Raw genomic sequence first — 22,101 nt, forward strand, 5'->3', positions numbered from 1 at the left:
CTCTCGCTCACCTGGCCATTCGGTTATCGCAGGCTTGCAAGGCGTCTGTCCAGCCAGGCCACGAAGTCCAGCGAAGGTTCGGCTTCGACCTCCAGCACCCAGACCTCCCCGAGCGCCAGCAAGTCGCACTTCTCGGCATCCTTGGCCGTCATCACCACCGGCAGGCCGTCGCCGAAGGTCAGATCCTGGGCCGTGAACCGATGGTGATCGGGAAAGGCATGTGGCACGGCCCGTACGCCCAGCGCCTCCAGCGTGGCGAAGAAGCGCTGTGGATTGCCGATACCCGCCACGCCGTGAACCGGCCCGCCGAAAGGCAGCGGTGTCAGGGGCCTTGCCACGCCATCGCTCAGCGAACGCCAGCGCGCCGGCACCAGGCGGAAAATCCAGGCGCCCTGAGGTGGGGTGAAGGCCGGCTCGCCGTTGATCAGCACCGCATCCACCTCGTCCAGGCGCGACAGTGGCTCGCGCAGCGGGCCGGCCGGAAGACAGTGTCCGTTGCCGAAGCCGCGACGGCCGTCGACGACCACCAGCTCGATATCGCGTCCCAGCGCCAAGTGCTGCAGGCCGTCATCGCTGAGCAGGATATCGCAGCCCAGCTCGCACAGGGCCTTGGCCCCACGCGGCCGGTCGGGGTCTACCACCACCGGCACGCCGGTCTGGCGCGCCAGCATGCGCGGCTCGTCTCCACTCTGCTCGATGGGGGTTTGCAGCGTGACACGCAGCGGATGATCCGTTTCACGCGCCGCCTTGCCTCCATATCCCCGCGAGACGATCCCCGGTCGCCAGCCCCGTTCGCTGAGATGGCGCGCCAGCCAGGCCACCAGAGGAGACTTGCCGGTGCCACCCAGGGTCACGTTACCCACCACGATCACCGGCACCTCGGCACGCCACACGTCACGCCGGCCGTCGCGGTAGGCGTCGGCACGCCGCGCCACCACCAGGCGATACAGTGCCTCGAGCGGCTTGAGCAGCCTGAGCCAGGCACTGCCCTGATAGGCGGCCTGTAACCAGCGCTCCCCCAGGCTCATGACACCGTGGTTTCCTGGAACTGTAATCGATGCAACGCCGCATAGGCGCCTTCGCGTGCCAGCAGTTCGGCGTGACTGCCCTGCTCGACGATCCGTCCCTGCTCCATCACCAGAATGCGGTCGGCCCGCTCGATGGTGGAGAGCCGGTGTGCAATCACCAGGGTAGTACGGCCACGACACACCACCTCCAGCGCCTGCTGGATGTAACGCTCCGACTCGGTGTCCAGCGCCGATGTCGCTTCGTCGAGCACCAGCAGCGGAGAATCCTTGAAGATCGCCCGGGCGATGGCGAGCCGTTGGCGCTGGCCGCCGGAGAGCATGACGCCGTTGTCACCGACGATAGTGTCGTAACCACCGGGCAGGCGCTCGATGAACTCATGAGCATAGGCCGCCTTCGCGGCGCTCTCGATGGCGCGCCGATCCGCTTCCGGCATGCCGTAGGCGATATTGTCGGCCACGCTGGCGTTGAACAGCGTGACCTGCTGCGACACCAGGGCGATCTGTCGGCGCAGCGGTGCCAGGCGATACTCATCGATGGGCACGTCATCGATCAGCACTTCCCCGGCGGTAGGACGGTAGAAGCGCGGCAGCAGCCCGGCCAACGTCGACTTGCCACTGCCCGAGCGTCCGACGATCGCGACCATCTCGCCAGGTTCGATCACCACATCGATGCCCTTGAGCACGTCGGGCTGATCGTCGCCATAGCGGAAGTGGACCCCACGCAGTTCGACCCGGCCCCGCAAGCGCTCGGGCTCGCGAGAGCCCTCATCGGGCTCGAGCGGCACCTGCATCAGGCCGAACAGCTCGCTGGCGGCGGCAATGCCCTTCTGGATCTCGCTGTTGATCTCAGTTAACTGACGCACCGGCTTGGCCATCAGCGAGGCGGCGGTGATGAAGGCAACGAACTCGCCAGGCGTCATGTCGGCCAGCAGCGCCGGCGACATGGCCAGCCATACCAGCACGGCCAGCGACACGGCAATCAGCAGCTGGATCACCGGCGTGCTGATGGCCTTGGTCAGGGCTTCCTTCATCTTCTGCTGACGGTTGTAGTCGCTGGCCCGGGCAAAGCGCTCCTTCTCGTACGCTTCGGCACCATGGGTACGCACCACCCGGTACCCCGTCAGCGCCTCGGAAGCGACATGGGTCACGTCACCCATGGAGTCCTGAATGCGCAGAGAGATACGCCGAAAGCGCTTGCTGGCATAGCTCACCACACCGCCGATCAGCGGGGTCACCGCCACGAACAGCAGGGTCAGCATCCAGTTGGTCCAGAGCAGGTAGGACAGCAGACCCACCACGAACAGCCCCTCGCGCAGCAGTATGGTGATGGCGTTGGTCGCCGCCCCGGTGACCTGCTCGACATGGTAGGTAACCCGCGAGATCAGATGACCGCTGGAGTGCGAATCGAAGAAGCGACCGGGCAGGTGCAGCATGTGGTTGAACACGTTGCAGCGCAGCGCATGGACCACGTTGCGTGCCACGTTGCTCATGAAGTAGGTGCCGAGGAAGGTGCCCAGCCCCCTGGCGGCGAACATCAGCACCACGAACAGCGGCAGGAACAGGCGAAAGGCGGCATCCGGGTTCTGGATGCCGTCGATCAGGCGCTTCATCATCTCGGCCAGGGCCGTGCTGGAGGCCGCATAGATGGCATAGCCGACGATCGCCAGGGAAAAGGAGATCCAGTGAGGCTTCACATAAGCCAGCAGCTGCTTGTAGAGGGCCCAGCCCGAGTGTTGGGTCCGGTCTTGATTCACGGTGTCTCCGCTTGCGTGGATGTTGCCTGTGTTTCGCGCGTGGCGATGCGCACCTGGCGAATGCCGTGCACGCCGGCCTGATCCAGGGCGCGCACCACATCGGCATGTACCGCTCTGGCGTCGGCTTCGACCACCAGCCCATGCTGCCTGGCCTGCTCGGCCTCGTCAGCCAGCGCCCGGCTCAGTTCAGCAGCGTCGAGCTCTCGCTCGCCCAGACGATAGCGCCCCTGTTCGGTCACCACCAGGGTGACCGGCGATACCTCGAGATCCACCCCGGAAACGCTTTCCGGCAGGGTGAGTTCGAGGGCCTGACGCGTCTCGAAGGTGGTCGACACCATGAAGAAGATCAGCAGCAGGAAGACCACGTCGATGAGCGGCGTGAGGTTGACCTCCACCGGATCATGGCGCCTGCGAGCGAACTTCACGAGGGCCGAGCCTCCGCGCCAGGGCGCTCGCCTTCACGCTGCTCGTTGAAGCCGATCTCGCCGCGATAGTGAGCGAGAAACTCGACCACCTGGCTGGCCTGCTCCTCCATGCGTACGGTGATCTCCTCGACCCGGCGCTGGAAGTAGCGGTGGAACATCAGCGCCGGGATCGCCACGGTGAGCCCGGCGGCCGTGGTTACCAGGGCCCGCGAGATGCCGCCGGCAAGCTCGGCGGTACGCCCCACGCCGTCGGCAGAGACGATCACGGCAAAGACCTCGATCATGCCCACCACGGTGCCCAGCAGCCCGATCAGCGGCGTGATGGCGGCAATGGTACCCAGTGGGCTGAGAAAGCGCTCCATGTCATGGATCACGGCCGTTGCCGCTTCCTGCAGCCGCGCCCTGACCTGCTCGTGGCCCAGCCGGGCATTGCGCAGCCCGGCGGCCAGCACGCCACCCAGGGGGGAGTGGCCTTCCAGCCAGTACAGGTTGACCTGCCCGCGTGCCACCAGCGAGCAGACCTCCTGGCCCAGGCCATAGGGCGCGATGCGCTTGGCCCGCAGTGTCCACAGCCGCTCGATGATGATCACCGTCGCCAGCAGCGAGCACCCCAGCAGGGGAATCATCAACCAGCCGCCGGCGATGAGCGCATCCATCATGTCCATGGTTATCCCCTCTTCACGCAACCAGCGTCGCGATCATTGGCGCGATTCTACCGCATGGCACTTGCCTTCGACACCGCCACGGCGCCAGGGCGATGGACGGGCGGCGATGGGCGATGCTGCCTGCTGTTGGCCCAACCAGAAGGTCACGGCCCCATCCAGTGCCGTGCTCCACTGACAGCTGCCGGCGCGACGAAAGCGGCGCACCACCTCATCGTGGGGGTGACCGAAGGCATTGCGACGCCCGGCACTGTAGACGACGTGGTCGGGTTCGAGCATCTGTACCAACTGCGGCCCCGAGCTGGTGCGACTGCCATGATGCCCCGCCACCAGCAGGGTGACCGGAAGCGTGACATCGAGCAGGAAGCGACGCTCGACGTCGCGGCCCACATCGCCGGTGATCAACAGACGGTCCTCGCCGGCCGTCACCTCGAGCACGCAGGAGCGGTCGTTGCTCGACAGCTCGGCGGTCTCTTCGGGCGGCCACAGCACGCGATAGGAGACGCCGTCTCTCTGCCACGCCTGCCCGCGCAGGCAGCTGTCGAAAGGCACGCCTATCGATTCGCCGGGCGGCGCCAGAAAGCGTCCCACCGTATGCTGCTCGGCCAGTACCGTAACGCCACCGGCATGGTCGAGGTCGTCATGACTGACCATTACCTCGTCGAAACGCTGCCCCGCCGGCCATAGCGCGCTCAGCGGTGCGAAGCCCGAAGCGAAGCGCGGCCCGGTATCATACAGCAGACGGTAATTGGCGCTGCGCAGTTCGACCAATTGGCCCTGGCCGACATCCTGCACCCTCACCCGCAGCGTGCCGGGCTCGGGCCCTGACGCCTCGAGCCCCAGCATGGCCGGCACCAGCAGTAGCGTCGCCCCCAGACGCAGCGCGTTAGCCAACCCCGGAAGTGCCCACAGCAGTGCCACCAGTCCAAGCATCAGCGCCAGCGGCCAGACGAACTCCGCCAGCGGCCACCACAGTGGAAGCACCGCCACCGACAGTTCGAGTACATGCACCAGCACTTGCGTGGTGAATTCGAAAAGACGCCAGCACAGTGTAGCGAGCAGCGGCACCGGAGCGAGCAGCCAGCCCAACAGTCCCAGCGGCACCAGCACCGTACTGACCAGTGGCACCGCCACCAGATTGATCAGCGGAGCCGCCGGCGCCAGGCGCGCGAAGGCCATCAGCACGGCAGCCGCCATCAACGGCGCCAAGAGCATCTGCGTGCGTACCAGTGCCCAGCTCCAGCCGCGAATTCCGCGCAATCGCGGTCGGCCTTGCCAGATCAGGATCAGCAGCGCCACGGCAACGAAGGAGAGCCACAGCCCCGGTCGCCACACCGACAATGGGTCCAGCATGACGATCACACCCAATGCCAGCCACCAGGCCTGCCAGGGCCCCGGCGCATGACGCCCACTGGCCACCCACAGTCCAAGCAGAGTCATGATCATGGCGCGCATGGCAGGGGGCTGCAGGCCCGCCAGCCAGGCATAGCCAACCGCCGCCGCCCCGGCCAGCCACCACGGCCACACCGCCATGCGCCAAAGGCGGGGCGTCACCACGCGCGCCACACCACGTCCGACCAGCAGCACGAAAGCGGCCACCAATCCCACATGCAGACCGGAGATGACCACCAGGTGGGTCGTGCCACTGGCATTGAGCAGATCCCAATCGTCACGCTCGAGCCGCTCGCCGGCTCCCAGCGTCAGCGCGGCCAGCCAGCGGCGGGCCTGAGGCGACAGATCCTGGGCGTCGAGATGGTCGAGCGCGCGCGCTCGCAGCGAGGCAGGTGCCGGCCTCAAACGCTGAGCGGCAGGCTCGCTGCGCACATAGCCGGTCGCCTGAATGCCCTCACGCCATAGCCAGGCGCCGTAATCGAAGGTGCCGGGATTGGCGAAACCGGCCGGCGGCCTCAGGCGCACCGTCAGCGCCCAACGCTCCCCGGCGTGTAGTTCCGGCGCTCCATAAAAGCTGAGTCGTATCCGCTTCAGCGCATCGCAAGGCAGCCGGGCGGGGTCCAACGGGCGGCAGGCGTCGACACGCACCATCAAACGGCTGAGTCGACCTTCATCCTCCACCGCCTCGATGCGCCCTTCCACCAGCAGGTCTTCACGCAGCAATCCATCCGGCAGCACGGCGCCCCTGGCCAGCAGAATCTGACTGGCCGTGACGGCAACGAGCCCGCCCAGCATCACGGTGCGCCAGTGTCCACGCCCCGCCAGCCACAGCAGGCACAACGCCCAGGCCTCGAACAGCCCGGGCGGCGCCCGGTTTCCCAGACCGACCCCCACCAGTGCCGCCAGCGCCAGCGGCATCGCCATGCCAATTCGCACGCTCCTTGTCTCCCCCGATCCCTGACCCGGCTCATCGCCCGGCATCATCTTATTGTTGCGCCCAGCATGGCGGGCCACGCCCCATCCATGGATAATACCCGGGTCCCGAAGCAGCGAGCCAACCCGACATGCCGCGCCGATTCCTGCAGCGCTACATGCCCAACCCCGACACGCTCAGGCGCCAGCGCTCGCTGCGCTTCATGAGCCGCATGATCGGCGACCCCGGGCTTTGGGTGCTGTCGCGCCGTACCGTGGCCAATGCCTTCTCGGTCGGGCTGTTCAGCGCCATGCTGCCGATCCCCTTCCAGATGGTGGTGGCCGCCTTCGGCGCCTGGGTGCTGCGCTGCAATCTGCCTCTCTCGGTCGGCCTGGTCTGGATCACCAATCCCCTGACCATGCCGCTGATCTTCTACGGCAACTACCGTATCGGCGCCTGGCTGATGGATACCCCCGTGCGCGAAGCCCCTGCCCGCCTGTCGACCCACTGGATCGCCTCACGCATGGCCGACATCCTGCCGGCCCTGGCGCTCGGCTCGGTGGTATCGGCCATCGTGTTCGCGATTCTGGGTAACCTGCTGGTGCGCCTGGTGTGGCGCTGGCACATCTCGCGCAGTTGGAAGCAGCGTGCCATGCGTCGCCGCCTGCGGCGTATGGAAATGGAGGACTGAGCCCCCGTTGAACGGGGGCTCGAAAGGACTGCCGGCAGAATCGGTAGCGCTCAGTGCTGCTCGGTCAGACGCCCGCCGTCGAGCTTCATGACGCGGTCCTGATGGGCAGCAAGCGACGTATCGTGGGTCACCACGACGAAAGCGCATTCGGTGGTCCGCGCCAGCTCGTCCATCAACGCCAGGATGCTGGCCGCCGTGGCCTGATCCAGGTTGCCGGTGGGCTCGTCCATCAACACCAGGCTTGGGTCGGTGACCAGCGCCCGGGCAATGGCCACCCGCTGACGTTCGCCCCCGGAGAGCTCGCCCGGCTTGTGATCGGCACGGTGCTCGATGCCAACCTTGACCAGCAGCTCACGGGCCTGTGCCTCGGCCGCCTTCTTGCGCATACCCCGCACGATCAGCGGCAGCGCGGCGTTTTCCAGGGCAGTGAACTCGGCCAGCAGATGGTGGAACTGGTAGACGAAACCGATGTGGCGATTGCGGAACTTGCCCAGCGCCGCTTCGCCCAGGTCCAGCAGCGACTCACCGGCAATGGCCACCTCGCCGCGGGTGGGACGGTCGAGCCCACCCAACAGGTTGAGCAACGTGGTCTTGCCCGAGCCGGAGCTACCCACCACGGCGACACGCTCCCCTGCGCGCACTTCCAGCGACAGGGAGTCGAGCACGGTGACGTCCTGCGGCCCCTCGTGGTAGATCCGGGTCAGGTCGCGGCAGGCCAGCATCACCTTGCCGCTGGCCGTGCGCTGGATCAGTTCGTCTTTGTTCACGATGGCTGAATCACTCATAGCGCAGTACCTCCGCGGGTTGCACGCGCGACGCGCGCCATGCCGGATAGAGCGTGGACAGGAAGGTCAAGCCGAAGGCGGCGGCCACGATATTGCGTACGTCGTCCCAGTGCAGGCGTGACGGTAGATCGCTGATGAAGTAGACCCCGGCATCGAGGAACTGGATGCCGAGCGCCGACTCCACCCAGCCGATCAGGTCGCTGATGGTCAATGCCAGCAGGATCCCGAGCGCCACGCCGATGGCGATGCCGATCACGCCGATGGCCATGCCCTGCACCACGAAGATCCCCATGATCGAGCGTGGCGTGGCGCCGATGGTACGCAGGATGGCAATGTCCGCGTGCTTGTCGGTCACCACCATGACCAGGGTCGAGACGATGTTGAAGGCGGCCACTGCGATGATCACCGTCAGCAGCAGCGCGATCATGCGCTTCTCCATCTGGATGGCCTGGAACAGGTTTCCGTGGGAGAAGGTCCAGTCGATGCCGCGGTAGCCGGTGCCCAGCTCATTGATGATGGCACGGGTCTCGCTGGCGGCGACGAACAGGTCGTCCAATTCCAGACGCAACCCGCCCACGGCGTCGCCGAGACGTGCCAGGGTCTGCATGTCCTCGATGTTGGCATAGGCCAGGTTGGCGTCGAGATCGGCACCCACACTGAAGATGCCGCTCACGGTGAAGCGCTTGAGGCGGGGGAAGACCCCGGCCGGGGTGATCGAGGCCTCCGGTACCAGCAGCGTGACCCGGTCGCCCACGCCGACACCGAGGTGTCGCGCCAGCAGCGAGCCCAGCACGATGTTCCACTCACCCGGCTGCAGGTCGTCGAGGCTGCCGCGCTGCATGTGGCGACCGATGATCGAGACGCGATCCTCCCACTCGGGATGGATACCGTTGACCATCGCCCCCTCGTTGCGCCCGCCCACGGAGAACATGCCCTGCTGCTGCACGTAGGGTGCGGCACCGATCACCCGCTCACGCTGCATCAGCCGTTCGGCCATGGCTTCCCACTCGACCAGACCGCTGCGCGACTCGATCTTGGTGTGCGGCACCATGCCGAGAATACGGGTGCGCAGCTCGTGATCGAAGCCGTTCATCACCGAGAGCACCAGGATCAATACCGCCACGCCCAGCATCAGGCCCAGCATGGAGGTAAGGGAAATGAAGGATATGAAGTGGTTGCGGCGCTTGGCGCGCACATATCGCAACCCGATCAGCAGTGGCAGGCGGTCGAGCATCATCGCGTTCCTTGTCAGAGGTGGCCATGGTACGGTTTTTTGCGCCGCGCTGCATCGGCTGCGCAATCATTCCCCGAAGCTTGCATCATTGGCGGTGCCAGCCTACATTGCGCCGACTCGCTATCCGGCCCCGTTCTAAGGAAGCACTGAACAAATCGACGAGCGAGATGAAGCACAAGGCGCACGGAGCACAAGAACCGGAGCATATGGGGTATATGTGAGGATTCCGCGCACCGCGCAACGCAGTGATTCGCTCGCGTAGGCATTTGTGCAGCGCTTCCCTAAGACGCGACTCAAGAGGCTTCGTTCATGGCCAATCGCCTGCTCCCCGAATGGCACCCCCAGGATGCCGTTCAGCTCACCTGGCCCACTCCGACCAGCGACTGGGCGCCCCTGCTCGAGCGCATCGAGGCCACCATGGAAGCCATGGTGGTCGCCATCACGCGCTATCAGCACGTGTTGATCGCGGTACCCGATGCCGCCACCCGCGCTCACCTGACCCAGCGCTTCGCCCATCTGGGGGTCGACGCCACGCGCCTGCACCTTGCGGTGGCCGAGGCCGACGACACCTGGGCGCGGGACCACGGCCCCATCGCCATCGAGCGCGACGGCAGCACGGTATTGCTCGACTACGTCTTCACCGGCTGGGGCGGCAAGTTCGAGGCCGGACGCGACAATCAATTGACCAGGAAACTGGCCGAGCTCGGCGCTTACGCCTGCTCGGTGGAAAGCCGTGATGTGGTGCTCGAAGGCGGTGCCATCGAAACCGACGGCGAAGGCACCCTGCTCACCACCGAGGCCTGCCTGCTCAACCCCAACCGCAATCCGCAGCTCGACCGCGAGGCGGTGGAAGCCCTGCTCATGGCAGATTTCGGCGTCGAGCGCGTGCTGTGGCTGGCGCATGGCCACCTGGAAGGCGACGACACCGACAGCCACGTGGACACCCTGGCGCGTTTCTGCGACCCGGCCACCATCGCCTACGTCCGCTGCGACGACGAGTCCGATCCGCACTACCCGGCCCTGGCCGCCATGGAAGCCGAGCTTCAGGCGCTGCGCCGCAGCGATGGCGAGCCCTATCGCCTGGTGCCGCTGCCGTGGCCGCGCCCCTGCTTCGACCCGGTGGACGGCCACCGGCTACCGGCCACCTACGCCAACTTCCTGATCGTGAACTCCGCGGTACTGGTGCCTGTCTATGGTGACGCCGCCGACAGCCGGGCGCTCGTCGCCCTGGCCTCCGCCTTCCCCGACCGCGACATCGTGCCGATCGACTGCCTGAGCGTGATCCGCCAGCACGGCAGCCTGCATTGCCTGACCATGCAGCTCCCCCGGGGCAGCCTGAACGTCGCAACTCAGCAAGGAGAGACATCATGACCCGCACCCTCAAGGTCGGCCTGGTCCAGCAACCCGCCTGGCCCGACAAGAGCAAGAGCCTGGCCGAGAGCGAGGCCGGCGTGCGCGAGCTGGCTGCCGCTGGCGCCGAGCTGGTGCTGCTGCAGGAGCTGCATGCCACACACTATTTCTGCCAGTACGAGGCCACCGAACTGTTCGACCTGGCCGAGCCGCTGGACGGTCCCACCGGCCAGCGCCTGGCAGCACTGGCGGCAGAGCTCGGCATCGTGCTGGTGGGCTCGCTGTTCGAGCGTCGCGCCCCGGGCCTCTACCACAACACCGCCGTGGTCTACGACGGCGACCGCGGTCGAGTCGGCGTGTACCGCAAGATGCATATCCCCGACGATCCGGGCTTCTACGAGAAGTTCTACTTCGCCCCGGGCGATCAGGACGACAGCCGCAAGCAGGGCTTCCAGCCCATCGACACCTCGGTGGGCCGCCTGGGCTTGCTGGTATGCTGGGATCAGTGGTACCCGGAGGCAGCGCGCCTGATGGCCCTGGCCGGGGCGGAAGTGCTGCTCTACCCCACCGCGATCGGCTGGAGCCCCTCCGACGACGACGGCGAGAAGGCACGCCAGAAGGAGGCCTGGACGCTGATCCAGCGTAGCCACGCGGTGGCCAACGGTTTGCCGGTGGTGGTCGCCAACCGCGTCGGCCACGAACCGGACCACTCCGGCGTGGGCGAAGGCATCGACTTCTGGGGCGGCAGCTTCGTCGCCGGCCCTCAGGGCGAGCTGCTGGCCCATGCCGGCACCAAGGCCGAGCGTATGCTGGTCACGCTCGACATGAGCCGCGGAGAGGACGTGCGGCGCATCTGGCCCTACCTGCGCGACCGCCGCATCGACGCCTATGGCGACCTGACTCGGCGCTACCGGGATTGAAGGGAGCCGTGAGCCACGTACCAGCATAAGCGGCTCTGGGGGTAAGCCGGAGAGGAGGTGTGTTGCTTGCCCCCAGATCAGCCGCGAGTAAAGGCCACAGAGGCTTATCAGGTACGACTGATAAAGAAAAACCCACCGCTGCCAAAGCATGCGGTGGGTTTTTCGTTTACCGCCGGGTTCAGGCGTCCGGCGCTTTCCAGAAGTCGCGGATCGAGGCGATGCCCTGGGCACCCACGGCGCGGGCGTGGTTGGCATCGAAGCGGGTCATCCCGCCCAGAGCGAATACCGGCATGGCGGCACGCTCCACCATCTGCTGGAAGTCGTGCCAGCCCATCGGCGCCACCTCAGGGTGCGACGGCGTGGTACGCAGCGGCGAAAGCGTGACGAAGTCGCAGCCGATACGAGCCGCCTGGCCGAGCTGCTTGCGATCATGGGTAGAGGCCGCCAGCCACTTGTCCTCGGCGATGGGACGACGCTCGAGGGTCATCAGCCGCTCGCTGGTGAGATGCACGCCGTCGGCTTCCACCCTATCCAGCAGAGCCGGATCGGCATTGAGCAGCAGGCGAGCGCCGTGGCGACGGCACAGCGCCAGGGCACGCTCGGCGCGGGCCAGATAAGCCGCTTCGTCCAGCGTCTTGGCGCGCAGTTGCACCAACCGTACGCCATCCTCCACCAAGGCACGCTCGAGACAGGCATCGAAGAGCGTCTCATCGGCCTCCTCGGCGGTGATCAGGTACTCGGTGGGCAGCATCACCGCCTGCAGAATCGGCAGGTTGGCCGCCGGGAACGGATAGTTGACCAGCTCATCGAGCGGCACCCAGCGTATCGCCTGACCTTCACGGCCGAAAGGCTCACCGCTGAACTCGTGCACCTGCCAGACGTCGAGCAGGATGTGCTTGTCCGGATACTCGTGGTGGATGCGAATCAGCGGCTGGGCACGCTTGATCTCCACCCCGAGCTCCTCGTGGAGCTCGCGCTTGAGCCCCTCCAGGCCGGTCTCGTAAGGCGCCAGCTTGCCCCCCGGGAATTCCCACAACCCGCCGTGATCGACGTTGGAGGGGCGACGAGCGATGAGCGCCTTCTCACCATCGCTGCTGATGATGGCGGCAGCCGCCACGTGCACCCTTCTCTTCACCATTACGTTCATTGACTCCTACCCGCTTGTCCCGCACCGAACGTTCGGCGCGGGTATCGTTCTTGCCTCGCCACAGACTGGTCTAGCTGCGATAGTCGGCGTTGATACTGACGTAGTCGTGAGACAGGTCGGTGGTCCACACGGTGGCCCCCTCATCGCCCCGCCCCAACGCAATGCGAATCACGATTTCCTCTTCGCCCATCACCCGGCTGCCGTCCTCCTCGGTGTAGCCGGCGGCACGCCCGCCCTGCTCCACCAGGCGCACGTCGCCGAGGTCGATGGTCACCCGGCCGACGTCGAAATCGTGCAGCGGCGCCCGCCCCACTGCCGCCAGGATACGCCCCCAGTTGGCGTCCGAGGCGAACAGCGCCGTCTTCACCAGCGGCGAGTGCGCCACGGTGAAGGCCACGTCCAGCGCCTCTTCACGCGTAGCCGCCTCCTGCACCTGCAGGGTGACGAACTTGGTCGCGCCCTCGCCATCGCGGACGATGGCCTGTGCCAACTCGGTCATGACCCGCTGCAGGCCGTTGCGGAAGATCGCTACCTGTTCGTCGCTGGCCACCGCGGCGCCGCGCCCTGTGGCGATCAGCATGCAGGCATCGTTGGTGGAGGTATCGCCATCCACGCTGATGCAGTTGAACGAGCGGTCCACCGTCTCGCGCAGCAGCGTATCGAGCAGGGGCTGCTCGATGTTCGCATCGGTCGCCACGAAGGCCAGCATGGTCGCCATGTTGGGCTTGATCATGCCCGAGCCCTTGCTGATGCCGTTGATGGTGACCGTGCGCTCGCCCATCTCCAGGGTCACGCTGGCGCCCTTGGCCCGGGTATCGGTGGTCAGGATACCTTCGCCGGCCTGCTGCCAGGCCACACCGTCGCAACTCAGCGACTCCAGCGCCTGGGGCAAGCCGACCAGCAACCGCTCCATGGGCAGCGGCTCGCCGATCACCCCGGTGGAGAACGGCAGCACGCTCTCGGCCGGCACCCCGGCGAGCCGGGCGAGCTCGGCGCAGGTCGTCCTGGCATCGCGCAAGCCGGTCTCGCCGGTACCGGCATTGGCATTGCCGGTATTGATTACCAGCAGACGTGCCCCCTCGCCGCGGGCCTGGCACTCGGCCAGGTGCTGCTTGGCTACCGTTACCGGGGCGGCACAGAAGGCATTGAGGGTGAAACTGCCCGCCACCTTGGCGCCCTCGGGAATCTCGATCACCACCAGGTCACGCCGCCCAGGCTTCTTGATACCAGCCATGGCGGTACCCAGGCGCAGCCCTTCAATGACCGGCATGGCCGGAAAACGTGTCTCACCCACTGCCATGAAATGGTGACTCCTCAGTTGGTTGGAGCAGTTACGGCATACGCTGCGCGCGCGGGCTCCGCAATCAGCTCAACTGGCCGCAGCACTGCTTGTACTTCTTGCCCGAGCCACAGGGACAGGGGTCGTTACGCCCCACTTTGGGCCCCTCGCGGCGTACCGGACGTCCATCGCCCGCCGGAGCGGTCGCGGCGCCCGCCTGCTCCTCGCCGTCGAGTTCGGGGGCATCGTGGCGGCTGGCAGCGGCGGCCTTCTCCCGCTCCAGCGCCTCACGCCGCTGACGCTCGAGTTCGTCGACTTCTTCCGGCCGGCGCACCTGCACGTGGCTGGTGATACGGGTAATGTCGGCCTTGATGTTGGTCAGCAGGGTCTGGAACAGCTCGAACGACTCGCGCTTGTACTCCTGCTTGGGATTCTTCTGAGCATAGCCGCGCAGATGAATACCGCGACGCAGGTGATCCATCGACTGCAAGTGCTCCTTCCAGCGCGTGTCGAGCACCTGCAGCATGATCTGCTTCTCGAAACGACGGATGAGTTCCTCGCCGGCGATCTCGACCTTCTCCTGATAGGCCTTGCGGTGCATCTCGTGCAGACGCTCGCGCAGTTGCTCCTCGTGGAAGCGTTCGTCGGCTGCGGACCACTCCACCACCGGTGCCTCCAGGTTGAACTCGGTCTTGAGATGCTCCTGGAGCCCGGCCAGGTCCCACTGCTCCGGCAGGCTCTGGGGCGGCACGAACTCGCTGACGGCCAGATCCAGCACTTCGTCACGGATGCCCAGCACGTTCTGAGAGACATCCTCGGCGGCCAGGATCTCGTTGCGCTGCTCGTAGATCACGCGGCGCTGATCGTTGGCCACGTCGTCGTACTCGAGCAACTGCTTGCGGATGTCGAAGTTGCGGCTCTCGACCTTCTTCTGGGCCCGCTCCACGGCGTTGGTGACCATCTTGTGCTCGATGGCCTCGCCGCGCTCCAGCCCCAGCGCCTTCATCATGCGCTGTACGCGGTCGGAGCCGAACAGACGCATCAGGCTGTCTTCCATGGAGAGGAAGAAGCGCGTCGAACCTGGGTCGCCCTGACGGCCGGCACGGCCGCGCAGCTGGTTGTCGATACGCCGCGACTCGTGACGCTCGGAGCCGATCACGTGCAGGCCGCCGGCCTCCAGCACCGCCTGGTGGCGCACCCGCCACTCCTCGCGCAGCTGCGCGATCTGCTCCTCGCTGGGATTCTCGAGCTTGGCTGCCTCGGCCTCCCAGTTACCGCCCAGCACGATATCAGTACCGCGACCGGCCATGTTGGTGGCGATGGTAATGGCACCCGGACGCCCCGCCTGGGCGATGATCTCGGCTTCGCTCTGGTGCTGCTTGGCGTTGAGCACGTTGAAGTTGAGTCCGGCCTGTTTCATCAGCCCGGCGAGGTACTCGGAGGTCTCGATGGAGGCGGTACCCACCAGCACCGGGCGCCCGGCCTCGGTCTCGGCCTTGACGTCGTTGATGATCGCCTCGTACTTCTCTTCACCCGTGAGGTAGACGAGATCGTTGAGATCGCGACGCACCAGCGGGCGGTTGGTCGGGATCACGATGACGTCCAGGCCGTAGATCTGGCGGAACTCGAAGGCCTCGGTATCGGCGGTACCGGTCATGCCGGCCAGTTTGTCGTAAAGGCGGAAGTAGTTCTGGAAGGTGGTCGAGGCCAGGGTCTGGCTCTCGCGCTGCACCGGCACCCCTTCCTTGGCCTCCACCGCCTGATGCAGACCCTCGGACCAGCGGCGACCGGGCATGGTACGGCCGGTGTGCTCGTCGACGATCACCACCTGGTTGTTGGCGACGATGTAGTCGACGTCACGGTGATAGAGATGGCGCGCACGCAGCGCCGAATGCATGTGATGCAGCAGGTTGAGGTTCTGGGCGGCGTAGAGCGAATCGTCGGCGCCCAGCAGCCCCTCGGCGCGCATCAGCTCTTCCACCTTGTTGTGCCCCGCCTCGGTGATCTCGACCTGCTTCTGCTTCTCCTCGAGCACGAAGTCGCCTTCGATGGGGGCGTCGGCATCTTCGGAGACCTCGCCCCTCTCCAACTGGGCCGCCAGGCGGTCGACCACCTTGTAGAGCTCGGTGTTCTCGTCCACGGCGCCGGAGATGATCAGCGGCGTACGCGCCTCATCGATGAGGATGGAGTCGACCTCGTCGATGATGGCGAAGCTCAGCCCGCGCTGGACCTTGTCCTCCAGCGAGAAGGCCATGTTGTCGCGCAGGTAATCGAAGCCGTACTCGTTGTTGGTGCCGTAGGTGATGTCGCAGGCGTAGGCGGCGCGCTTCTCCTCGGAGGTCTGCCCGGCGAAGATGATCCCCACCGAGAGGCCCAGGAATTCGTACAGCGGGCGCATCCACTCGGCGTCGCGACGCGCCAGGTAGTCGTTGACGGTCACCACGTGCACGCCCTCGCCCGGCAGGGCGTTGAGATAGACCGCCAGGGTGGCCACCAGCGTCTTGCCCTCGCCGGTCTTCATCTCGGCGATGCGGCCGCGGTGCAGGGTCATGCCGCCGACCATCTGCACGTCGAAGTGACGCATGTTCATCACCCGCTTACTGGCCTCGCGTACGGTGGCGAAGGCTTCAGGCAGCAGGGTGTCGAGGCTCTCGCCGTTGGCCAGGCGGGCGCGGAACTCCTCGGTACGCGCCTGGAGCGCGGCATCGTCGAGGGCTTCGTACTGCGGCTCCAGGGCGTTGACCTGCTGGACCTGGCGCTGCATGCGCTTGACTTCACGGTCGTTCTTGGAGCCGACGACCTTGCGTAAAAGAGTATTGATCATGGAATGTCCAATCTGCGTGTCGCGTTCAGCCGATGACCCGAGCACCCATCGAGGGACTGCGGTCAGCGGCAGGAAGAGTTGGCTTGGTGAATGCGATACGCAAGAGGTGGGCCACGCCGCGTGAGCACGTCGTGGTCGGCCGCCCAGCGGCGCTGCGGCAGCGCCCTTGGTGGTGCGACGGCCTTCCTGACCTGCACCACCGGCCGGCGCCGCGGCCAGTGCGGCAGCGCACGCCGACGCGCCACATAGCGGCAGCGGGCGCGCATCAGCGTCGGTGCGAGAATGCAGGTCTGCACGACCCGCTCGGCCAGGCGCAGGGTTTCCGCCTGGGTCAAGCCGGCCGGCAACAGACAGCTGACCAGCAGGCCGGCAAGCCACCAGCGCGAACGCTGTCGACAGCGTGTCGTCGCAGCCGATAGGCTGGCGACGCTACGATCCTGTGGCTGGGCGGCGGTCATGCTGTCGCTGATCTCCGAGCGTGCTAGGCTTGCCGTGTTGGTACGATGAGAAACAAGCACATGAGTATAAAGGTTAAGCGCTCACGAGCACAGCCCATGTCGCGCCTGCTCGGTGGTAACGGCGAGTTGGCACCGCTGATGCGCACGGCACGCCTAATCGGCAAGGCCCAGCAGCACCTACGTGAAAACTTGCCGGAAGAGGTGCGCGAGCACGTCTTCGTCGGCGGCTATCGCGACGGCAAGCTCACGCTACTGACCGACCGCGCCGTATGGCTGACCTGGCTGCGCTACGAGCAAGCACGCCTGCTCGAGCTGCTGCACCGCTTGCCGGAGTTTGCCGCCGTCACGGGCTTCAGTCTCAAGGTACGCCCCGTAAGGCCGCTCAAGGTACCGCCTCGCCAGGTCAGGCAGCTGCCCGCCCCGGCTGCCGACGAGATCTCCGCCTGCGCTGCCGACGTGGAGGACCCGCGCCTCAAGCGAGCCCTCGAGCGACTCGCCTCCCATGCCAAGCACGGTGACGAGTCGCCCTAGCGACAGCTTCTTCATGACAATCGATAGGTAATGCCGTCGACTTCGACCTCCTGGATGTCGGCATAGGCGACGGTAACGCCGTTGATGTCACCTGGTGCCCCATCGTGCTCCATCAGCGTGGTCTCAGGCACCACCTTGACTCCGGTGGCGCCCACATGCTGAATGCGCGCTGAAAAACGTTTGCCCTCGCGCTCGACTACCACTCGTTCACCGAACATACAGCGCCCCACCTGGGCCAGCAGCTCCGCTTCGCTTACCTGTTGGACTGTCATCACTTTCCTCCCTGGTTATACGCCGCTCCAAGCTGCGGCGAGAGCATTTCATGCCTTTCAATGTAGGAGATGAAGCAGAGGATGACATCCCGCAGCCGGCTGGTGGAATCTCGTGTCCCGGCGCTATGCTAGGCTATGTACGAAAAGTCGGCGAGCGAAGGTCAGGCAAGGCAAAAATTGGCGAAAAAACGGAGTTTACGGGGTGTAAATGAGTATTTTGAGCCGATTTTTAACGCTGCATGGCCGAGCGCAGACAGTTTTCGTACAAAGCCTAGGGGCGAGTAGATATTGCCAGACCCACCTCTTCATCCGCAGGTAACCATGACCCTCAGCAAGACCCAATCCAGCTTCTATCGCCGCCTGTACCTGGCCCACTTGATCGAGTGCGGCATCAGCAGCATACCGGCCATCGTCAGTGCCACCGGCATGCCCCGCCGCACCGCCCAAGACACCCTCAAGGCCCTGGAGGAGCTGGACATCCGCTGCGAATTCCGGCCGACACCGGGCGAACGTCACAATAGCGGTGGCTACGAAATCGTCGACTGGGGACCTATCGACCCAGCGTGGGTGAGGAACAACGCCGAGCGGCTGCGTAACACCCTGAGCTATCCCGAAATGTCACGGGCCTGAGCCGACATGAACAGGCACGGCTGGAATATCGGTGGATTGCTGGCTCTGATCGCCCTGCTGGCCGGCTGCGCCGGGCCGGTACTGCAAACACCGGGACCGGCCGCCAGCGTGCCCCAATTGACCTCCTACCAGGTGACTGCCGACGACGGCTACCGCTTGCCGCTGCGCCACTGGCCGGCCGAGGACGAAACCGAGGTGGTCGTGCTGGCAGTACACGGTTTCAACGATCACGCCGGCAGCTTCGACGTCATGGCCCAGGCTCTGGCCCCGCACGGCATCGAGGTCTATGCCCACGACCAGCGTGGCTTCGGCACTACCGATCAGCGCCGCATTTGGGCCGGTCACGAGCGCCTGCGCGACGACGTCATCATGCTGACGAAGCTGCTACGTGAGCGCCATCCCGAAACCCCGCTCTATGTGATCGGCAAGAGCATGGGGGCCGCAATCACGTTGCTTGCCATGACCGCCGATACACCGCCGCCCGTGGACGGCAGCGTACTGATCGCCCCCGCCGTTTGGGGTACGGAAACCATGCCCTGGTACCAGCGCGCCGGGCTCTGGCTCGGCGTGCGTCTGATGCCCCAAACCACTTTCTCGATCCGCACCACCCGGCGCCTGGGCATCGAGCCCACCGACGACGACGAGATCAAGCGCCAGCTCGCCGGCGACCCCCTGATTCTGCGCAGCGCACGAGTCGACACCCTGGCAGGCCTGACCAATACCATGGGGCTGGCTCTCGAAGCGTCGAGCAAGCTGCCCTCACCGGCTCTGATCCTCTACGGCGACGAGGATCAGGTTATTCCTACCGAAGCCTACTGCGCCCTGCTGGAGCGCTTGCCGCAGGATGAGGCGATACGCCTGGCGTTCTATCCCGGCGGCTACCATATGCTCACCCGTTACAGCCAGCGCCAGCGCACCGAGCGAGATATCGCAGCCTGGCTTCATGACCCCTCCGCCGAGCTGCCCTCGGGGCTCGAGGTGGCACGCGAGATACCGCTGGCCACGCTGTGCGATCGATAGTTTGTCGGGCCGACAATAAAAAAGCGGCGGGCAAGGCCCGCCGCGAAACACCGATCAGTCGCACTGACCGAGAGAGATGCCTGGTAACGATCAGATCTCGAAGCCGAGACCGAACTCCTCCGCCGACAGTGCCATCAGCGGCTCAGCGCCGGCCTGAATGCACTGGGCGTGGGCGCGGGTGCGCGGCAACAGGCGCTGGAAGTAGAAGCGCGCGGTCTTGACCTTGGCCTGGTAGAAGGCCGCTTCGTCGCTGCCTCCCGCCATGGCTTGCTGAGCCTGCTTGGCGGCACGGGCGAAGAGGTAGGCAAGCGTCACGTAGCCGGAGTACATCAGGTAGTCGACGCTGGCCGCACCGACTTCCTCACGGTCGTTCATCGCTTTCATGCCGATGCCCATTGTCAGCTCGCCCCACTCGGCGTTGAGCTTGGCCAGCGGCGCGACGAACTCGGCCATGTCGGCGTTGCCCTCTTCGCCTTTGCAGAACTTGTGAATCTCCTTGGTGAAGACCTTGAGGCTCTCGCCCTGGCTCATCAGCACCTTGCGACCCAGTAGGTCAAGGGCCTGGATGCCGGTGGTGCCTTCATAGAGGCGCGTGATGCGGGAGTCGCGCACCAGCTGCTCCATGCCCCACTCCTGGATGAAACCGTGACCGCCGAAGACCTGCACGCCCTCGTTGGTGGCTTCGAAGCCCACCTCGGTGAGGAACGCCTTGACGATCGGCGTCAGCAGGCTGAGCAGGGTCTCGGCACGCTCGCGCTCGGCGGCGTCCTGGCCGTGCTCGACGACATCCAGCATCTGCGCGGTGTAGAGCACCAGCATCCGGCCGCCTTCGGCGAAGGCCTTCTGAGTCAGCAGCATGCGCCGCACGTCAGGATGCACGATGATCGGGTCGGCGGGCTTCTCGGGCGCCTGCGGACCGGAGAGTGCGCGCATCTGCAAACGGTCGCGGGCATAGGCCAGCGCGTTCTGGAAGCTCGCCTCGGTCAGGCCCAGGCCCTGGATGCCCACGCCCAGGCGGGCAGCGTTCATCATGGTGAACATGCAGGCCAGCCCCTTGTTGGGCGGGCCGACGAGGAAGCCACGAGCGGCGTCGAAGTTCATCACGCAGGTGGCGTTGCCGTGGATACCCATCTTGTGCTCCAGCGAGCCACAGGCCACGCCGTTGCGCTCGCCGGGATTGCCTTCGGCGTCGGGCATGAACTTGGGCACCACGAACAGCGAGATGCCCTTGGAGCCCTCGGGGGCATCCGGCAGCTTGGCCAGCACCAGATGGACGATATTCTCGGCCAGGTCGTGCTCACCGGCGGAGATGAAGATCTTGGTACCGGTGATCTCGTAGGCGCCGTCGGCAGTGGGCACGGCACGGGTCTTGATCAGGCCCAGGTCGGTGCCGCAGTGCGGCTCGGTCAGACACATGGTGCCGGTCCACACGCCCTCCACCAGCTTGGTGAGGTAGGTGGCCTGCTGCTCCTCGGTACCATGATGGCGCAGCGCGTCGGCAGCACCGTGAGACAGGCCGGGATACATGCCCCAGGCCAGGTTGGTGGCGCAGATCATTTCGGAGAGCACCATGGCCAGCGAGTGCGGCAAGCCCTGGCCGCCATGGGCGGGCTCCGCCGCCAGGCTCGGCCAGCCGCCTTCGACATACTGCTGATAGGCCTCCTTGAAGCCCTTCGGCGCCTTGACCTCACCGCCCTCGAGCAGACAGCCCTCCTGATCACCGCTCTGGTTCAGCGGCAGCAGCACCTCGCGGGCGAAGCGAGCGCCCTCTTCGAGAATGGCGGCCACGACATCAGGCGTGGCCTCTTCACCGCCCGGCAGACGAGCGTAATGAGCGGGATAGTCCAGCATTTCGTCCATCACGAAACGAAGGTCACGCAGGGGGGCCTGATAATCGGGCATCTCTACTCTCCAGAAAGGTCGACGAAAGGTCGCCTGAAGCCGGGCGTGGGAAAACGGCATCGACCGCTTTCAAACATGTGTTTGAAACTAGCTCGCTCTAGACGACGAGTCAAGCGCTCGTTTTAATCTTTTTCTTCCATTTCTCTTCCCACTCTTATTACTCGCTCAGACATGACGCGGGATGAGCGGCGTATGGGGCTCCCAGCGGCTCGCACCAGGCGCATGACACGGTGGCAGGCGACGAGCTCAGGGCTTTCACAACCACGCCATCAATAATTGCACAAAAATAATTGGCACCAATATCTTGTGCGCCATACAAAAGGCAGGAATTCCCCAAGAATGGGGACCGCTCTACCTTGGCCGGCATTCAGGCCCGGCTCATGGCATGGCGTCGTAAAGCCTGTCTCGCAGCGCCTCGAGCCGTGCCTTCAGCTCCTCCAGCTCTTCCTGGGGCTGACCGCTGGCCATGACCACGCAGCCGGGGATCTCCTGCGCCTGCGCCTGTAACGCCCTGCCCCGCTCGGTGAGAAACAGTTCGACGACCCGTTCATCGCGCCGGTTGCGCACCCGCCGCAGCAGGCCCTCGGCTTCAAGCCGCTTGAACACGGGGGTCAGCGATCCGGTATCGGTCATCAGGCGCCGGCTTATGGCTCCGGCGCTCTGGCCATCCTGCTGCCACAGGGTGAGGAGAACGAGATATTGCGGATAGGTGAGGCCAAGCCCCTTGAGCAGAGGCTTGTAGAACTTGGTCATCAACAGCGAAGTGGAGTACAGCGTGAAACAGAGCTGACTCTCGAGTTCGAGGTCAGTGCCGATCTCCTGGCTGGGCATGGCAGGCGTTCCTGTTACGGCTTGTCGTGCACCTACGCTAACGCGCCGGCAAG

At 65.6% G+C, this 22,101-nt stretch carries 20 protein-coding genes; 6 read left to right on the plus strand and 14 right to left on the minus strand.

Annotated elements, in window-relative coordinates; all coding sequences use genetic code 11:
• Window positions 1-23 precede the first annotated feature (23 nt).
• The 5 genes from lpxK to HOP58_RS04410 are packed head-to-tail and all read right to left on the minus strand — an operon-like array spanning window position 24 to window position 6,185.
• Complete coding sequence (lpxK, locus tag HOP58_RS04390; RefSeq protein ID WP_010627943.1) at window positions 24-1,028, minus strand: tetraacyldisaccharide 4'-kinase; 1,005 nt, start codon at window positions 1,026-1,028, stop codon at window positions 24-26.
• Window positions 1,025-2,782 (minus strand): lipid A export permease/ATP-binding protein MsbA, encoded by a 1,758-nt coding sequence (msbA, locus tag HOP58_RS04395; protein ID WP_234259678.1) that lies wholly within the window; start codon window positions 2,780-2,782, stop codon window positions 1,025-1,027. The genes lpxK and msbA overlap by 4 nt, the downstream gene beginning before the upstream one ends.
• The gene (locus HOP58_RS04400; RefSeq protein WP_010627941.1) at window positions 2,779-3,207 is read right to left on the minus strand and encodes a biopolymer transporter ExbD; all 429 of its coding nucleotides are present in this window, start codon (window positions 3,205-3,207) and stop codon (window positions 2,779-2,781) included. Before HOP58_RS04400 ends, msbA begins: the two co-directional genes overlap by 4 nt.
• A complete protein-coding gene (locus HOP58_RS04405) occupies window positions 3,204-3,872 on the minus strand; it encodes a MotA/TolQ/ExbB proton channel family protein (protein WP_010627940.1) in 669 nt (222 codons plus the stop codon). Before HOP58_RS04405 ends, HOP58_RS04400 begins: the two co-directional genes overlap by 4 nt.
• Window positions 3,873-3,905: 33 nt before the next feature.
• Window positions 3,906-6,185, minus strand: a complete 2,280-nt coding sequence (locus HOP58_RS04410) for a DNA internalization-related competence protein ComEC/Rec2 (protein ID WP_234259679.1) — start codon at window positions 6,183-6,185, stop codon at window positions 3,906-3,908.
• 140 nt (window positions 6,186-6,325) lie between these two features.
• Here HOP58_RS04410 and HOP58_RS04415 point away from each other — a divergent pair, with 140 nt between their 5' ends.
• Entirely contained in the window at window positions 6,326-6,865 is a 540-nt protein-coding gene (locus tag HOP58_RS04415) for a DUF2062 domain-containing protein (RefSeq protein ID WP_010627938.1), read from the plus strand.
• A gap of 50 nt (window positions 6,866-6,915) precedes the next feature.
• On the opposite strand, the gene HOP58_RS04420 is transcribed toward HOP58_RS04415, so the two are convergent.
• Both HOP58_RS04420 and HOP58_RS04425 read right to left on the minus strand, forming a co-directional pair.
• Window positions 6,916-7,650, minus strand: a complete 735-nt coding sequence (locus HOP58_RS04420) for an ATP-binding cassette domain-containing protein (protein WP_010627937.1) — start codon at window positions 7,648-7,650, stop codon at window positions 6,916-6,918.
• Window positions 7,643-8,884 (minus strand): lipoprotein-releasing ABC transporter permease subunit, encoded by a 1,242-nt coding sequence (locus tag HOP58_RS04425; RefSeq protein ID WP_086508384.1) that lies wholly within the window; start codon window positions 8,882-8,884, stop codon window positions 7,643-7,645. The genes HOP58_RS04420 and HOP58_RS04425 overlap by 8 nt, the downstream gene beginning before the upstream one ends.
• Before the next feature lie 309 nt (window positions 8,885-9,193).
• On the opposite strand from HOP58_RS04425, the gene HOP58_RS04430 reads away from it, so the two are divergent.
• Both HOP58_RS04430 and HOP58_RS04435 read left to right on the plus strand, forming a co-directional pair.
• Window positions 9,194-10,255: an agmatine deiminase family protein gene (locus tag HOP58_RS04430; protein ID WP_234259680.1), complete on the plus strand. Its 1,062-nt coding sequence runs from the start codon at window positions 9,194-9,196 to the stop codon at window positions 10,253-10,255.
• Window positions 10,252-11,154 carry a carbon-nitrogen hydrolase gene (locus tag HOP58_RS04435; RefSeq protein ID WP_234259681.1) on the plus strand — a complete coding sequence of 301 codons (903 nt, stop codon included), beginning with the start codon at window positions 10,252-10,254 and terminating at the stop codon, window positions 11,152-11,154. The genes HOP58_RS04430 and HOP58_RS04435 overlap by 4 nt, the downstream gene beginning before the upstream one ends.
• A gap of 178 nt (window positions 11,155-11,332) precedes the next feature.
• Here the strand turns inward: HOP58_RS04435 and HOP58_RS04440 are convergent, their stop codons facing one another.
• The 4 genes from HOP58_RS04440 to HOP58_RS04455 all read right to left on the minus strand — a co-directional run bounded on the left by HOP58_RS04440 (window position 11,333) and on the right by HOP58_RS04455 (window position 16,862).
• Window positions 11,333-12,292: a Nudix family hydrolase gene (locus HOP58_RS04440; RefSeq protein ID WP_234254150.1), complete on the minus strand. Its 960-nt coding sequence runs from the start codon at window positions 12,290-12,292 to the stop codon at window positions 11,333-11,335.
• A 79-nt stretch (window positions 12,293-12,371) separates the two neighbouring features.
• The gene (gene argJ, locus HOP58_RS04445) at window positions 12,372-13,601 is read right to left on the minus strand and encodes a bifunctional glutamate N-acetyltransferase/amino-acid acetyltransferase ArgJ (protein ID WP_234259682.1); all 1,230 of its coding nucleotides are present in this window, start codon (window positions 13,599-13,601) and stop codon (window positions 12,372-12,374) included.
• A gap of 64 nt (window positions 13,602-13,665) precedes the next feature.
• The gene (gene secA, locus HOP58_RS04450) at window positions 13,666-16,404 is read right to left on the minus strand and encodes a preprotein translocase subunit SecA (RefSeq protein ID WP_234259683.1); all 2,739 of its coding nucleotides are present in this window, start codon (window positions 16,402-16,404) and stop codon (window positions 13,666-13,668) included.
• A 62-nt stretch (window positions 16,405-16,466) separates the two neighbouring features.
• A complete protein-coding gene (locus tag HOP58_RS04455; protein ID WP_010627930.1) occupies window positions 16,467-16,862 on the minus strand; it encodes a hypothetical protein in 396 nt (131 codons plus the stop codon).
• Between the two features lie 60 nt (window positions 16,863-16,922).
• Between HOP58_RS04455 and HOP58_RS04460 the strand changes: the two genes are divergently transcribed.
• Window positions 16,923-17,393, plus strand: coding sequence for a DciA family protein (locus HOP58_RS04460; RefSeq protein ID WP_035590897.1), 471 nt, complete (start codon window positions 16,923-16,925; stop codon window positions 17,391-17,393).
• A gap of 11 nt (window positions 17,394-17,404) precedes the next feature.
• On the opposite strand, the gene HOP58_RS04465 is transcribed toward HOP58_RS04460, so the two are convergent.
• Entirely contained in the window at window positions 17,405-17,665 is a 261-nt protein-coding gene (locus HOP58_RS04465; protein WP_234259684.1) for a hypothetical protein, read from the minus strand.
• Between the two features lie 321 nt (window positions 17,666-17,986).
• Between HOP58_RS04465 and HOP58_RS04470 the strand changes: the two genes are divergently transcribed.
• Complete coding sequence (locus HOP58_RS04470) at window positions 17,987-18,295, plus strand: winged helix-turn-helix domain-containing protein (RefSeq protein ID WP_234259685.1); 309 nt, start codon at window positions 17,987-17,989, stop codon at window positions 18,293-18,295.
• Window positions 18,296-18,301: 6 nt separating this feature from the next.
• Window positions 18,302-19,315: an alpha/beta fold hydrolase gene (locus HOP58_RS04475; RefSeq protein WP_234259686.1), complete on the plus strand. Its 1,014-nt coding sequence runs from the start codon at window positions 18,302-18,304 to the stop codon at window positions 19,313-19,315.
• Between the two features lie 90 nt (window positions 19,316-19,405).
• On the opposite strand, the gene HOP58_RS04480 is transcribed toward HOP58_RS04475, so the two are convergent.
• On the minus strand, window positions 19,406-21,217 hold the full coding sequence (locus HOP58_RS04480) for an acyl-CoA dehydrogenase C-terminal domain-containing protein (RefSeq protein WP_234245467.1): 1,812 nt from the start codon (window positions 21,215-21,217) through the stop codon (window positions 19,406-19,408).
• A gap of 378 nt (window positions 21,218-21,595) precedes the next feature.
• Window positions 21,596-22,048, minus strand: coding sequence for a MarR family transcriptional regulator (locus tag HOP58_RS04485; protein WP_010627924.1), 453 nt, complete (start codon window positions 22,046-22,048; stop codon window positions 21,596-21,598).
• Window positions 22,049-22,101: the final 53 nt, after the last annotated feature.

Origin of the sequence: Halomonas sp. MCCC 1A11062, assembly GCF_021404355.1 — a bacterium.
Classification (GTDB): Bacteria; Pseudomonadota; Gammaproteobacteria; order Pseudomonadales; family Halomonadaceae; genus Halomonas; species Halomonas aerodenitrificans.

Coding starts and splice junctions, on each gene's coding strand:
- lpxK (WP_010627943.1), bottom strand. CDS start 1,028: ATGAGCCTGGGGGAGCGCTGGTTACAGGCCGCCTATCAGGGCAGTGCC.
- HOP58_RS04405 (WP_010627940.1), bottom strand. CDS start 3,872: ATGGACATGATGGATGCGCTCATCGCCGGCGGCTGGTTGATGATTCCC.
- HOP58_RS04410 (WP_234259679.1), bottom strand. CDS start 6,185: ATGGCGATGCCGCTGGCGCTGGCGGCACTGGTGGGGGTCGGTCTGGGA.
- HOP58_RS04415 (WP_010627938.1), top strand. CDS start 6,326: ATGCCGCGCCGATTCCTGCAGCGCTACATGCCCAACCCCGACACGCTC.
- HOP58_RS04420 (WP_010627937.1), bottom strand. CDS start 7,650: ATGAGTGATTCAGCCATCGTGAACAAAGACGAACTGATCCAGCGCACG.
- HOP58_RS04425 (WP_086508384.1), bottom strand. CDS start 8,884: ATGCTCGACCGCCTGCCACTGCTGATCGGGTTGCGATATGTGCGCGCC.
- HOP58_RS04430 (WP_234259680.1), top strand. CDS start 9,194: ATGGCCAATCGCCTGCTCCCCGAATGGCACCCCCAGGATGCCGTTCAG.
- HOP58_RS04435 (WP_234259681.1), top strand. CDS start 10,252: ATGACCCGCACCCTCAAGGTCGGCCTGGTCCAGCAACCCGCCTGGCCC.
- HOP58_RS04440 (WP_234254150.1), bottom strand. CDS start 12,292: ATGGTGAAGAGAAGGGTGCACGTGGCGGCTGCCGCCATCATCAGCAGC.
- argJ (WP_234259682.1), bottom strand. CDS start 13,601: ATGGCAGTGGGTGAGACACGTTTTCCGGCCATGCCGGTCATTGAAGGG.
- secA (WP_234259683.1), bottom strand. CDS start 16,404: ATGATCAATACTCTTTTACGCAAGGTCGTCGGCTCCAAGAACGACCGT.
- HOP58_RS04455 (WP_010627930.1), bottom strand. CDS start 16,862: ATGACCGCCGCCCAGCCACAGGATCGTAGCGTCGCCAGCCTATCGGCT.
- HOP58_RS04460 (WP_035590897.1), top strand. CDS start 16,923: ATGAGTATAAAGGTTAAGCGCTCACGAGCACAGCCCATGTCGCGCCTG.
- HOP58_RS04465 (WP_234259684.1), bottom strand. CDS start 17,665: ATGACAGTCCAACAGGTAAGCGAAGCGGAGCTGCTGGCCCAGGTGGGG.
- HOP58_RS04470 (WP_234259685.1), top strand. CDS start 17,987: ATGACCCTCAGCAAGACCCAATCCAGCTTCTATCGCCGCCTGTACCTG.
- HOP58_RS04475 (WP_234259686.1), top strand. CDS start 18,302: ATGAACAGGCACGGCTGGAATATCGGTGGATTGCTGGCTCTGATCGCC.
- HOP58_RS04480 (WP_234245467.1), bottom strand. CDS start 21,217: ATGCCCGATTATCAGGCCCCCCTGCGTGACCTTCGTTTCGTGATGGAC.
- HOP58_RS04485 (WP_010627924.1), bottom strand. CDS start 22,048: ATGCCCAGCCAGGAGATCGGCACTGACCTCGAACTCGAGAGTCAGCTC.